Below are 12,016 nucleotides of genomic sequence, written 5' to 3' on the forward strand. Positions count from 1 at the left end.
TATTCATCGCCAAGAATGATCTCTTCTGGCCGGTTTAAGTTACCTGTGTGCGACTGCAATGGATCGTTATCTGCCGAACAAGGCCACTATGTGATCGGCGGATCCGATGCAAATGATTAGTCGCGCAACCAAAAAAGCCCCGGATCGGGGCTTTTTCGTCTTCAGATCTCTTCGAGGCTGGAGGTATCTCGCACGCTGAGGGCCGACGCGCAGGGGCGTACGTCACGATTGGATGTCCCCGGCGGCGAGACACAGAAGGTGAAGGCCACACCGTAGGGCAGGTCTACCTTGCGCACCTGGCCATACGGGATTTCGGCAGAGCGGCTGAAGGTGCCTTGATCGTTGATCACCTCTGGCACGCCAGCCTTTTCCACGATCTTCATGCCCGGCCACTCTCGGCGCGACTCCCCACTCACCCGATAGCTCAGGTCGACTTTGATCGTCGCGCTGCGCGGGCCGATGGAAAGGACCGAAACATTGCTCGCGAGGTCAACGAGCCCCAGTGCACATGCAGTGTTTGCCGCGTTGCACTGCCGAACCGGGAGCGGCTGGTAGTTGAAGGGGGCAACAACACCGACCGCTCCATCAAAGACATTGCCAGCGCCAATACCCATTCCTGGATACCCGGATTTGTCGGTCGTCCCGGCGTAGAAGTCCACCACTACAGACTCTTGATTCTTGCTCCCTTGAGAGGAACAACCAGCCACGGCCGCGAGGGCCACCGCGACGCCTACTGCAACTGAAAATCGCATTTCTATTCCTTTTCGGATGTGATCAACGAAGCTCAAAACCGCCGAGCCCCAACTTCATAAATGCCTCGCCAGCCATGCTGGCGCCGACACGATTGGCGAATCGATCAAGCGCGTTGCCGCGCGGAGTGAAGTCAACGATCTTCTCGGCGCCTACGACATCCCGGGCGACGTAATCCGCATCGCCGAGTTTGTCGATCAGCCCCAGGCCCAGAGCCTGCTCGCCTGACCAAACCAGGCCGGAGAACAAATCCGGGTGTTCCTTGCTCTTCAAGCGATCACCGCGACCCGCCTCGACTGCAGCAATGAACTGTTTGTGCGTCTGCTGCAGTACACCCTCCCAAAACTCAGTCTCCGAGGGGTTTTCCGGCTGGAACTGGTCCAGGAAGGCTTTGTGCTCACCAGAGGTGTACGCCCGCCGCTCGACTCCGAGCTTCTTCATCAAGTCGACGTAGCCGAAACTCGCCGCGGTTACCCCGATCGATCCAACCAGGCTGGCTTTGTCGGCATAGATTTCATCCGCCGCGCTCGCGATGTAGTAGGCCCCCGAAGCCCCGAGGTCCCCTATCACCGCATATACCTTGACGTCTGGGTGGAGATGGCGCTGACGCTTGATCTCGTCGTACACCCGGCCAGCCTGCACGGGACTGCCGCCAGGGCTGTTGATGTCCAGGATCACCGCCTTCGTCCGGGGGTCCTTGAATGCAGCCACTAAGCCGCGATTAACAATCGCAGCACCGGCGCGCTCGCCTTCTGCGATCGTTCCGCTGACCGCAACCTTCGCGGTAATTCCAGCGCTTTTTTCTCCCCACATTTCGGAGAGAGGCGGGCCGCCGGCGGTGTAAGCCGCTACCACCAGGCCGAGCGTGCAGAGCTGGAAGAAACTCTTCCAGCGGCGCGCTGCGCGTTGCTCGCGGATGCTTGCCTGAAGAACCCGCTCCAGGACCTCTAAACCGTTATCCAATCATCACCTCTCTTTATCGCCGTCTGGTCGACTGCGGTACCAGATTGCCGAAGGGAGAAAATCAGTTCCACCGAAGTGGGGTACATGTTCTCCCTCCACTCTGCACGCCCCGAACGATGCCGCTCCTACAAATGGCTAGCTGCTTCCCAACCAGGTGGGTGGGACAGGGCTTGTCACCCCGGATGCGGGCACGCAGGACGAATTTTGAAAGCGCGCGAACTGCGGATCGGCTTTTTTCCGTCGCTTTTCGTGCATGAAAAAGTCTTCCACCGGAATTTAACGCCGGTAATTTTTGGGTCGCCTTTATGCGCTGCTGGTAGTAAGCCGAGTCATCAGGAAAGGACCAGTTGGCCAGATCAAACTTTTTCAAGAGTCTTCTTGGGATCACCCAAGGAACAGATAACTTGGAATCAAGAGCAGCGAGCGAATTTATCAAAGCGAAGCCCCTGCCTGTTCTGACAACCATCGGGGATTGACCCCACCGACTTACCAAGAGGAATTACCATGTACAAAAAACTCATCATCGCTGCTGTAATCTCCATGGGTGTTGTGGCTGGCGCGCAAGCTGGTTCCGGCGGTAACGGCAGCGGTAATCCACGCAACTCCTGGGACAAGCAGCCGGTAGGCGAACCGCACTATGTGTGGAAAGACGGCAAGTTGGTGTCGGCGAAAGATAAGGCCGGCGACCAGAAGGTCGTTAAGAACGACGAGAAGAAAGGCGAAGTAGCTTCCAAGTAATAGAGCTACACCCAACCAGAGAGGCGGCCATTGGCCGCCTTTTTTGTTCCAAAAACCTGCAAGATAGAGGCTTGGGTTCCTTATTCGGCTTGGTAGCTTGTCACTACCAACTCACCGGAGACTCAAATGAAATCCAAGCCTAAGCACCGCGTCAATCAAAATCTCGGCGATGTAATTGCTCTGTTTTCCTGCGTAATCGGCTGTATTCATATCGCGCTTATCGTCTCCAGCGGCTTCACACTCTGGCCAGTAACTCCAGTTGAGATTTTGGGCGGACTTTTTGGGACTGTAGGCATGCTGATTTATTTCATTCTGATCCTTATGGTTTGGATGTGCGCCGGCCTATTTATTGGATTGATTGTAACCGCCATTAAAAATCGCAGATCACTTGGGTTGTCCTAATAGCAAGATAAATTAAAGAAAGTACCAGCAAGGAATTACCTGAAATGTCTCAAGTCCAAGTTCAAGAAATCGCTGTATCCCGTATACGCCGCAATCCGAAAATTGACCCGCGCAAGGGCCGAAAGAAAGCTAGCTATTCCGCTTTTGTTGAAAGTGTCCGAGCAAATGGCGTACTTCAACCGATCCTTATTCGCCCGGTTGGTGATGATCCGGATTACGACTTCGAAGTCGTGTTCGGTAATACCCGCCACGCCGCCTCCATTGACGCGGGCAAGACGACGATTGCCGCAGAAATTCGCGGTATGAGCGATGAAGAAGCACGCATGCTGGCAGCGGTTGAAAACCTGCAGCGGTCTGACCTCACACCCATTGAAGAAGCACAGCACGCCGTGGTGCTGCTGGCTGACAACGCGAATGACCATGCAGCCGTCATGAAGGCGCTGGGATGGTCGCGCACTATGCTCGACAGCCGCATCCTGCTGTCGCACGCCTGTGATGCCGTTGCAGAGGCGCTGCTGGAGGATCAGATCAAGATTGGCCACGCCGAGTTGCTGTGCCGCCTTCCGGCTGCCGATCAACCGGCCATCCTTAGCCGCATCATTGAGAAAGGCTACTCGGTCGTCGATACCCGCGACCGGCTGCTGACGCTCACCCGCGACCTTGGGTCGGCTCGTTTCGACACCGAAGAATGCCGCACCTGTGTCCATAACTCCGGTGCCAACGCCGACCTTTTCGAGGTGAGCCTTGGAGAATCGCGCTGCCAGAACGCGGTTTGCTGGAACCGAAAGACCGCTGCGCTCATCGAGGTGAAGCTGATCGACGCGCAGCAAGAGTTCGGCGTCGCCCATACCGACAAGACTCTTCCCCAGGACGGATATATCCGTTTGGAAGCAAAGGGTTCCACCGGGGTCGGCGAAACCCAGCTCGCTGCATGCGTCACCTGCGCCAACTATGGGGCGGTCGTATCCACCACCGCTGGGCGTGAGGGTGAGGTGGTGGGTGGCTACTGCTTCGACCGAAAGTGCAACGCTGACAAGCACGCTCAGTACAAGGCGCTGATCGCGGAGGCGTCGGGAGCTACCGCACCGGCTCAGCAGGGAGAGGTGAGCCCCCCCGAGGGTAGCGCCGGCCCTCGCCAACCCGCCAGCGAACCGGGCAAGACCCGTAAGCCGGCAACCACCTCCAAGCCCGCGCAGCCGGCGCAGTTGAAGCGGGCGATTCGCCGCGAGGCATTCACGCTGTACAGCCGAATGGCGACCAAGGCAGTAATGGATGACCGTCGCCTTGCTCTCGCAGTGGCTGTCACCAGCATGTACTTCGACGTGCGCAACGAGATTCCGAGCCAATTGCGGGAGCGCATGGAGGGCAACCTCGGGATACAAGGCCGGGGCCTGACCAGCAACCAGCGCGCTGATCTGGAAGTGAAGCTCGCGCAGCGCACCGAGGACGACCTGATGCGCCTGCTGTCGAGCATGGCGGCGTGCAGCGTATTCCGCACCGACGCCACCGACCAGTTCGACAAATCGGTGTCTGGTAGCCAGTCGCTGGCATTCATCCAGCACGCCGGCATTCAACCAGTCGAACACTTTCAGATGAACGAGGCGTACCTCAAGGCGCAGGTAAAGGCCGGCATCGTAGAAGACTGCAAACGCTCCGGATTCGCCGAGAAGTACAACGAGGTCAACGGTGAGAAAGCGTTTGAGAAACTCGCCACTGGCAAATCGGAAGACCTCATCAAAGCGGTCCTCGCATTCACCCAGTTCAATTGGTTGGGATATCTGCCGGCTGCGTTAGAACTATCGGCACAGGGAGGCAAATCGGCCCCCCGTTCCCAACAAACCGCAGCCTGAACAGGAACCGATCATGAGCACCACTTTCTTCTCCGCAGTGGCACCGGCAGTAGCGAACGCCAAGCAGCGCATCACCGTAGACATCGAAGGGCTGGGCGAAGGCCGAATCAAGGTTCTGCTCAGTGCGAACCTCGGCCCAACGCCGGAAAAAGCAACTGATGCAGAAGCGGCGCTGCGGGCGGCGCTGGCCAAGCCGCTGGTGGTCGCAGGCACCCCGGCCGAAGTTGAGGCCGCGCTGCTTGACCGCGTGACCCACCACGTTCAGGCGGTCAACGAAGGCTCGGCAATGCTGGAGCAAATTCGCTCCCTGGGCGCTCAAGCAATTGCTGCTGTACAGAAGCCGGCAACCAAGCCTGCGGCCCCTGTTGAGGCTTCTGACGAGGATGACGACGAGGCAGGTGACTCCCAGCCGCCTGCGGCGGAACACACTCAGCAGCCCGCTGCGCCGGCTCCCTTCGACAACCTTGCCGCCTCGTTCTAAGGACATCCCCATGACTGTTGCAGTGATTTCTCTGGACCGTATTTTCCGCATGTCTGGCCGTGATCTGCCGGACCCGGACCCCAGCATGGAAGTCGAGGCGGTTCTCAAGCATTACGCCCGCCAGTACCCCCGCCTCACCGGGGCCAAGATCGTCCCCCCCATTCAGGAGAACGACACCTATGTCTATGAATTCCGAGAAGCCGGGTTCGGCGCCAAAGGCTGATCCCTTATCCATCCTCAAAAGCTGGGAGCGCGGCGACCTAACTGCCCGCGTCTCTCCAGCCGAGGACGATGACTCTCTTTCACAGCACCAGAAGAGGCGGTTATGGGCGCTGCTGCAATCTCCCTCAACACCCGGCGTTATCAGCTTCCCCCTTCCGCGCTGAATCCGTTCGCGCTGCCCGGTGTCGCGCAAGCGATGCGGGTAGCCCGGAGCGAGCAGTTCGCCCTGTCCAACGCTTCCTGTGTGGACTTTAAAGGGCACAGTGCGCTTTGCACGCAGGCTCTGGACAGCGGGCTGATCGGCCCCGAGGCTCTGGAGTGGCTGGAGCATTACCCGAACGCCTATGGCCTTCATCGGCTGACTGGTGAGGTCGTTGCCGGCATCGAGCGTGTTCTAGCTCTCCCAACCAAGGGGTTGTTCAAGGACAAAGCCGCTCTGCTCAAAAGCTTAGCCACTCCCTACGCCGATCCCTGCGTTGCCGCTGGGGCAACCCTGCACTGTATCGACGCCGGCCTCATCCAGATCGATTCGGTGGCCGAACTCATTGAGCAAGGGCCTGACTGCGCTAGCGCCCTGTTCGACAAGATTGGCGCAGCGCTGGATGGTGTCCTTACCCTTCCCGAGCCTGCTGAAAGCAGCATCGAGCGAGGTATCCAAGGGGAGCACTACGTTCTCGAAGGCGGGTGCTTCTCGGAGTTTTTCCTCGAACTTCCCGAAGCGGATGACTTCCATGAGGTCCGCGTCATCCTGTTCAAGACCTTGGACGCGATGACGCACTACCTCATCCCCTTCAACACGCCGGCTACGTTCCTCGGCGAGGGCAGCTACTACAACCACGAAGTCGCTGGGGCCTACGCCTCGTTGAAGCAGATGGTCAGTGCAGCAACCGTTGAGCAAATGACGGAGTACCTGCTCACCACGCCGGACGAGCAGTTGGGCTTCGATACCTGGAGCTTTACCGGCGACGAAGGATTCGACGAGGAATCTGCGGAGCGTTTCGCCGCGATGTTGGTGGAGATGCATGAACTGACCGAGCTGTCGGGCTTCTATCTGGGGGCCGACAAGCCGCAGGAGATGCGAACCCTGCGTAGACAGGCGTTAGAGGCAATGAAGGCAGGCAACCCCTACTCCGACACGCTGATGGTCTTGGTTGAGGCGCTGGAACTGTGCCTGTCCAAAGCCGAACAGGGTTACTGCTTTGACCACGACCTTCACAGCATGGCGGGAACGGCGAGCGATGGCATGACGTTCTTCGAAAGCATCGTGGTTCAGGTTTCTGGGGATTTTCCAAACCTGCTGGATAGTACCTATGAAGGTTACGACGGGCAGGTACACGGATGCGGCTACCCCGCAATCGGGTTGCCGCTGAAAGGCCCGGAGATGGCAAGCCAAACGCTTCCGATACTCCGTGATACCGCCGCCTGCATACAGCTACTGGGCAAAATCTGCGAATCCCTAGGAACCCCCAATGATCAGCAATGAGACCACCAGCAAAGCCATGCTCATTCACCACCACGCGCAGACCGGGCAGGTGAACGTCACCAGTCATGACGTGCTCGCAATCGAGGGCGGCAAAGGATTTGTTCTCGGGGCGGGCCGAGCGTTCAGCGAGCACGACAAACGATCCTTGGTCGAACTGCTGCTGAACGAGCAGCCGCAGATCGAGTTCGTTCCGAGCAATCTGGTCGTGCGCGGTCGCGGCTGCTTGGTCTGGTATGTGGCTCCGCAAGTGATCGATGTGCCGTTCCCCGAAGCCACCATTAAAGCGCCGCTTCCGGGCCTGATCTTCTGCGCTGTCGAAGGAAAGCCTCTGCGCTGCTTTGCTTACAAGGGAAACAAGCGCCCGGAGCCGAGCACCCCGCTGTTCTACGCACCGCTGGGCAACGTCTATCAGGATGGTAACTTCTGCACTGGCAACGTGAAGCTACCGCAGGAAGTTCTGGTGGAAAACATCCCCACCTGGGAGCGGTTCGTACTGGAGAGCGTCAATACCCACCTCGGTTCCGTCACGCCCATCAAGGGGTGCGAGAACTTCTCGGGGATGGTCGCTTACTACCGTGGCTTGGCCGAATCCAGGGCGAAAAAATTCCCTGCAATATCGCTTGTCCCGGTCATGCGCTATCGCGATCAGGTCACCCTTGAGGCAATTGTGCAGGAGGCCCAGCGATGAGCGCGGCGGTTGCGATCAAGCCGGACATGACCACGTTCAAGGCCCCAAACGACTGGCTCTCGTCGCCAATCAACATCGTCGTGATCGGTGCCGGGGGCAACGGGAGTGAAGTGGTGGACTGCCTCGCGTCTTTCCATCACGCAATCCGTTCCCTTGGCCATCCCTATGGGCTGAAAGTCACGATCATCGATGACAGCGTTGTGCGCGAGCCGAACCTCGTCCGCCAGCGGTTCTGGCCATGCGACCTCGGGCACTTCAAAGCCGTCAGCCTTGCCAACCGCTATAACTTGATGCTCGGCATGCAGTGGGTGGGCCTCCCCTATCGTTTCCCCTGTGTGGAAACCGAAGAGGCTATAGCGCACGCCGCCCTCATCATCAGCGCAGTCGATGTACCCTCCGCAAGGGTTGCTATCGGGAACCTGAAAGCCAAGGCCATGTGGCTGGACTTGGGCAACGATGCGCGGCATGGACAGATCGTGTTTGGTGCCATCGACGCCAAGCTGCGCAAGACGTTCCCCAACGTCCTCGATGCCTACCCGGAGATACAGACCCTGCCGGATGACACCAGCAAGTCGTGCTCAGTCGCCGAGTCTCTGCGCAGCCAAGACTGCCTAATCAACCGGGCCGTTACCACTGCCGGCATGGCCATCGTGTGGGAGCTGTTACGGTACGGTGAAACCAGCAAGCACTGGTTGATGGTCAACCTTGAAACTGGCGAACAGAGCGCCTTCCCCTTTCCCTCTTCCGGCTGAAACTGGACCAGCTCGGCGCAATACTTCCCCATCTGCCCCGGCTTCGCTGGGGTTTTCCTAGTTGAGAGGAATTGCTTGAGCCTCATACAGAAGCGCCATCATCCCTCCTGGTTGGGAATGGCTGAAACGCGCACCGAGGGAAAATTGCCGCTCAACAGGCAGGTGCCGGTGGCAGATTTCCGCTGTAAATGGCCACGTAGGGGAACTATTGCGCTGGCATTTCTAAAACGGGAGGTCATCTGCTTCGTCAGAGACGGTAGGAGCCTGTGGGTTCTTCGCCGGAACGGCCTTGCCTCCTGACATCAGGCGATAAAGCTCTTTGAGCTTCTCCAACAACTCGTCGAAGGTGATCACCGTCACGTCTTTTGACGAGTGCCGGAACAGATCCAGCGATCGCATTTGCGGAGGTTCAGTAGGCAACGTACCTGCAATCACAATGCAGTTGACCGACGACACATGGACGCTGGCCGACGTAGGGTCTTGAGATTTCTTGCCGGCGAAGTGATGAAGCAACTGCGCGCGCTGGTCCAACGCCTGCGCCATAGACCCGGTCAACTCGCGGTGCGGCGAGTAGAGGTCACCTCGGTAGGGATCGGAGTACAGGAGGGTTGTGTCGGGACGCTTGATCTCGACTATGGCCAAGTTCCCGGTAAATCGTTGGGCCATCAGGAAATCGACGATGCTCTCGTTCTTCCCGTCGAACGTGGTTCCTCCGACATTAGCCTGGTCCTTAAACAGAATGACCGGATAGGGGAACGCCAGCCCCAGGACGAAAGGGTTTGCCTTGAAGAATTCTTGCCACTTCTGCTCGGGCAACTTCCTATGCAGCATCGAATCGAACTCACCAATGAGTTGGGCCAAGGTGACCTGCTCGATGACCGCTTTTAGTTCAAACAGTTTTGACGGACTCTCCTTTGCAATCTTCTCCGCCTCTTCGCGAACCACCTGGGCAGCAGCTAGGCCGTCTTTTACGCTGCGGTTAGACGCTCTACCTGCCCTACCTCCAAGCTTAACCAGCTCGTAGATTTCATTGGCTTTAACCTCTGGATAGCGGCGCTCGTAATCGCTCGGCCTCGCCGCATGGAGCGTTTCGTTGTATGCCGCAAGGCGGCGATCTTTTAGCGAACGAACCCTGGACCTTGCAGCTATTGAGTCGATAGATTTTCGGATGGCAGTAAATCGGTCCATACCGAGCCTGAAGACGGGAAGCTCGATCTTGGCTATGTCCCCAGGCTCGATGCGCAGCTCTGTTACACCGACCTCTTCAAGGATGGCCTCAGGAATGAGTCGGTATTCCCATTTGAAGCCAAGCCCGTATCTGGCATACCGGCTAAAACCAACCGGCAAAACGGTTAGTATTTCGTCGAATTCCTGGATGGACCTAGGCAGCTCCCACCCCATGTAGGAGTCAGGCACCACGGTGATGGTTGTGAGCTCATCGTACTTCGGCCCCCGAATACATCGACGCAGACGGTCGACATCGAGGGGATACATCGTGAGTTCGCTCTCGGTTATCCTTGCGAGAAGTGTTTTCCGCTCACTACCGACAGTGCCGCTCTGCTCATCGTACGCGTAGAGTTCAGCACAGGCCTCGCCATTGAAGGTGGAGGTTTCAAGGGTTACGCGTATGTCATCGGGTGATTGGTAGTCATCCTCCTCTGCCGATTCGCCCTGGCCTTCCTGCTCCAGAGCCCCAATCAAATCCTCGTGTTCGTCATCCCAGCCGTCAAAATCAGACTCACCATCGTTCTGGGTATCAGAAATCTGACTCACTCCGCCGCTCCCTTTAGCTTGAGGTGTGTCGACGCCATACCTGCATCGCTGGCGCCGACAAATCATTTGAGATTCTGCTATGTGGTGGAGGCTCCGGCCAGTCTGAAGGAAAAGAACCCCGTAATGACGACCGCCCTCACCGTACCGGACCTACACATCCGTTCCGTTTTTGCACGACATCCACCTCTCGCGCGAACTCGTAGCATGGTTGCCCGCGGTCAGCCTTGAGATTTCCAACCAGGCGGTAGATCAGCCGGCGCTCAGGTCGCAGAGAGCCGGAGGGCGTGACGTCGAAAAACACCTCCTCATGGACCTCGGTCTGCAGCATGTCCAGGTCCATCTCTGGGAGGTATCGGTCAGAGCAAATCACACGAATCAGCATTGAATATCTCCTTTGGGTTTCAGTCCGGGAAACCTATCCAACGGAGCTCGATCGCGTCGAACCCTACGGGGGGTCATGCTTATTTCAGAGCGACAAACCTACCTGTGACGGCGGCGTTTCCGCAGAGATGGGGCATTATTCGTATGACCGGTACTTTCGTAGCTCACCAGAAACCCGAGGATCACGCATGGAATGCTTTCACATTGACGAGAGTGGCTACACGGGCTTCGACCTACTCAACTCCGAGCAACGATTTCAGGGAGCTGCTGCAGTTTCAATATCTGACCTCGAGGCGAAGCAGCTCATAACCGACCTGTTCCCCAAACGGCAGGCGCCAGAGCTCAAGTATCACGCTTTAGCCAAGCGGCCTGGCTACCGACAGCCCCTAATGGAGCTGCAGCAAGCCATGCTCAGCCGGCACAAATGTGTCACCTACGTTTGTAACAAGCGGTTCCTGTTGATTCTGATGTTCCTGGACTACGCGGCGGAGCCCTTCTATGAGACTCGTGGGGTCGATTTCTACAAAGATGGCCAGAACTATTCGCTGGCATCCCTGCTGTACGCGGTCGGCCCCACTCTGTTTGGAAGCACTGGCTTCGACGGGCTGCTTCTAGCCTTTCAACAGGCTATCAAGCTCAAATCTATGCAGTCCTTTGCTGCGCTTGTTGAGGCAGTGAGACGGCTAGACTGGCAGCAGCTACCAGAGGCCCTGGGACCACTAGCTCAAGGATGTCCGGACTGTTTCTCAGCGATCACAACAGAGGGCGTGTCAACCGACGCCGCCCTGATCGTCCTTCAGTCGCTGATTTGCCGGATGGAGGAAATGTCGGTTAGTGACTATCGCGTAGAGCATGACCAGTCCAAAAATCTGGTTCAGTACCATGACCTGCTAACGCGCTTTATCAACCACCAGGACGAGGCCGAATTCCGACAATCCTCTATCGCTTCCATCCGTTTTCCTCTCAAGCTTTGTGAAGTCGTCCAAGTGGACTCTAAGGAGAGCCCGGCCGTCCAGATTGCAGACGTTATGATTGGCGCAGCTATCGAGGCTGCAAACGTTCTGAGTGGGCTGAGAGAGCCGCTGCTGGACCCGGAAGCCGTTCTTTCGCTCTACCGACACGATCAATTTATTCACATGGCGCCATCGCTGGATTTTGACGAACAGAAACGCTTTCGCCAGGGAACACAGGCATCCAGCCTTATCGACTATTACGCAAAGCACTTCGGAGAGCGGAGGTCGTAATTTTCTGCAGGATGCAGCACGGGGGGCGGGTGACACAGCAAGGAATTCAGTGAAAAAGGGACGAAAAATTCTGCGCTGAAAACTGATTAGGATTTCCGATCACCGTTCTGACGTCGTTTTCGGAGCATTTTTCATCGTCAGAATTTGGTTGACCTTCAGCACCGCTTTCGGCAGTATTGTTTTCAATAGCGCCAGATCCTATGTTGCCGGCTAGACCGGCATTACGGTCTGGCCTTCTTGTTTCTGGGACATGGACGTTGCCGCAGCCTACTCCTCCGAAGCCTTTTCT

Annotated in this window: 13 protein-coding genes; 9 read left to right on the plus strand and 4 right to left on the minus strand. The window is 57.4% G+C overall.

The annotated features are described in order from the left end of the window. Nucleotides 1-161 precede the first annotated feature (161 nt). The gene (locus MJ122_RS27590) at nucleotides 162-659 is read right to left on the minus strand and encodes a hypothetical protein (protein WP_239746904.1); all 498 of its coding nucleotides are present in this window, start codon (nucleotides 657-659) and stop codon (nucleotides 162-164) included. Nucleotides 660-774: 115 nt separating this feature from the next. Beyond that, nucleotides 775-1,713 (minus strand): S49 family peptidase, encoded by a 939-nt coding sequence (locus tag MJ122_RS27595; protein WP_239746905.1) that lies wholly within the window; start codon nucleotides 1,711-1,713, stop codon nucleotides 775-777. A 504-nt stretch (nucleotides 1,714-2,217) separates the two neighbouring features. Here MJ122_RS27595 and MJ122_RS27600 point away from each other — a divergent pair. The 8 genes from MJ122_RS27600 to MJ122_RS27635 all read left to right on the plus strand — a co-directional run bounded on the left by MJ122_RS27600 (nucleotide 2,218) and on the right by MJ122_RS27635 (nucleotide 8,329). After that, a complete protein-coding gene (locus MJ122_RS27600; protein WP_024766604.1) occupies nucleotides 2,218-2,451 on the plus strand; it encodes a hypothetical protein in 234 nt (77 codons plus the stop codon). Nucleotides 2,452-2,577: 126 nt separating this feature from the next. Then, nucleotides 2,578-2,853, plus strand: coding sequence for a hypothetical protein (locus tag MJ122_RS27605; RefSeq protein ID WP_239746906.1), 276 nt, complete (start codon nucleotides 2,578-2,580; stop codon nucleotides 2,851-2,853). A gap of 44 nt (nucleotides 2,854-2,897) precedes the next feature. Continuing rightward, nucleotides 2,898-4,703, plus strand: coding sequence for a PRTRC system ParB family protein (locus tag MJ122_RS27610; RefSeq protein ID WP_239746907.1), 1,806 nt, complete (start codon nucleotides 2,898-2,900; stop codon nucleotides 4,701-4,703). Nucleotides 4,704-4,716: 13 nt separating this feature from the next. Then, nucleotides 4,717-5,184: a PRTRC system protein E gene (locus MJ122_RS27615; protein ID WP_239746908.1), complete on the plus strand. Its 468-nt coding sequence runs from the start codon at nucleotides 4,717-4,719 to the stop codon at nucleotides 5,182-5,184. Between the two features lie 10 nt (nucleotides 5,185-5,194). Further along, nucleotides 5,195-5,407, plus strand: a complete 213-nt coding sequence (locus tag MJ122_RS27620) for a PRTRC system protein C (protein WP_196913202.1) — start codon at nucleotides 5,195-5,197, stop codon at nucleotides 5,405-5,407. 102 nt (nucleotides 5,408-5,509) lie between these two features. Then, nucleotides 5,510-6,889: a hypothetical protein gene (locus MJ122_RS27625; protein ID WP_239746909.1), complete on the plus strand. Its 1,380-nt coding sequence runs from the start codon at nucleotides 5,510-5,512 to the stop codon at nucleotides 6,887-6,889. After that, nucleotides 6,876-7,577 carry a PRTRC system protein B gene (locus tag MJ122_RS27630; protein ID WP_239746910.1) on the plus strand — a complete coding sequence of 234 codons (702 nt, stop codon included), beginning with the start codon at nucleotides 6,876-6,878 and terminating at the stop codon, nucleotides 7,575-7,577. Before MJ122_RS27625 ends, MJ122_RS27630 begins: the two co-directional genes overlap by 14 nt. Then, entirely contained in the window at nucleotides 7,574-8,329 is a 756-nt protein-coding gene (locus MJ122_RS27635) for a PRTRC system ThiF family protein (protein WP_239746911.1), read from the plus strand. Before MJ122_RS27630 ends, MJ122_RS27635 begins: the two co-directional genes overlap by 4 nt. 222 nt (nucleotides 8,330-8,551) lie before the next feature. On the opposite strand, the gene MJ122_RS30210 is transcribed toward MJ122_RS27635, so the two are convergent. Together MJ122_RS30210 and MJ122_RS27645 are read right to left on the minus strand one after the other, a co-directional pair. Further along, nucleotides 8,552-10,102 (minus strand): Shedu immune nuclease family protein, encoded by a 1,551-nt coding sequence (locus MJ122_RS30210; RefSeq protein ID WP_239746912.1) that lies wholly within the window; start codon nucleotides 10,100-10,102, stop codon nucleotides 8,552-8,554. A 136-nt stretch (nucleotides 10,103-10,238) separates the two neighbouring features. Further along, nucleotides 10,239-10,484, minus strand: coding sequence for a hypothetical protein (locus MJ122_RS27645; RefSeq protein WP_239746913.1), 246 nt, complete (start codon nucleotides 10,482-10,484; stop codon nucleotides 10,239-10,241). A gap of 187 nt (nucleotides 10,485-10,671) precedes the next feature. Here MJ122_RS27645 and MJ122_RS27650 point away from each other — a divergent pair, with 187 nt between their 5' ends. Then, complete coding sequence (locus tag MJ122_RS27650) at nucleotides 10,672-11,727, plus strand: DUF3800 domain-containing protein (RefSeq protein WP_239746914.1); 1,056 nt, start codon at nucleotides 10,672-10,674, stop codon at nucleotides 11,725-11,727. Nucleotides 11,728-12,016 lie beyond the last annotated feature (289 nt).

The organism is Pseudomonas sp. DP-17, from assembly GCF_022380625.1.
Lineage (GTDB): Bacteria > Pseudomonadota > Gammaproteobacteria > Pseudomonadales > Pseudomonadaceae > Pseudomonas > Pseudomonas nitroreducens_A.

Coding starts and splice junctions, on each gene's coding strand:
- MJ122_RS27600 (WP_024766604.1), top strand. CDS start 2,218: ATGTACAAAAAACTCATCATCGCTGCTGTAATCTCCATGGGTGTTGTG.
- MJ122_RS27605 (WP_239746906.1), top strand. CDS start 2,578: ATGAAATCCAAGCCTAAGCACCGCGTCAATCAAAATCTCGGCGATGTA.
- MJ122_RS27610 (WP_239746907.1), top strand. CDS start 2,898: ATGTCTCAAGTCCAAGTTCAAGAAATCGCTGTATCCCGTATACGCCGC.
- MJ122_RS27615 (WP_239746908.1), top strand. CDS start 4,717: ATGAGCACCACTTTCTTCTCCGCAGTGGCACCGGCAGTAGCGAACGCC.
- MJ122_RS27620 (WP_196913202.1), top strand. CDS start 5,195: ATGACTGTTGCAGTGATTTCTCTGGACCGTATTTTCCGCATGTCTGGC.
- MJ122_RS27625 (WP_239746909.1), top strand. CDS start 5,510: ATGGGCGCTGCTGCAATCTCCCTCAACACCCGGCGTTATCAGCTTCCC.
- MJ122_RS27630 (WP_239746910.1), top strand. CDS start 6,876: ATGATCAGCAATGAGACCACCAGCAAAGCCATGCTCATTCACCACCAC.
- MJ122_RS27635 (WP_239746911.1), top strand. CDS start 7,574: ATGAGCGCGGCGGTTGCGATCAAGCCGGACATGACCACGTTCAAGGCC.
- MJ122_RS27645 (WP_239746913.1), bottom strand. CDS start 10,484: ATGCTGATTCGTGTGATTTGCTCTGACCGATACCTCCCAGAGATGGAC.
- MJ122_RS27650 (WP_239746914.1), top strand. CDS start 10,672: ATGGAATGCTTTCACATTGACGAGAGTGGCTACACGGGCTTCGACCTA.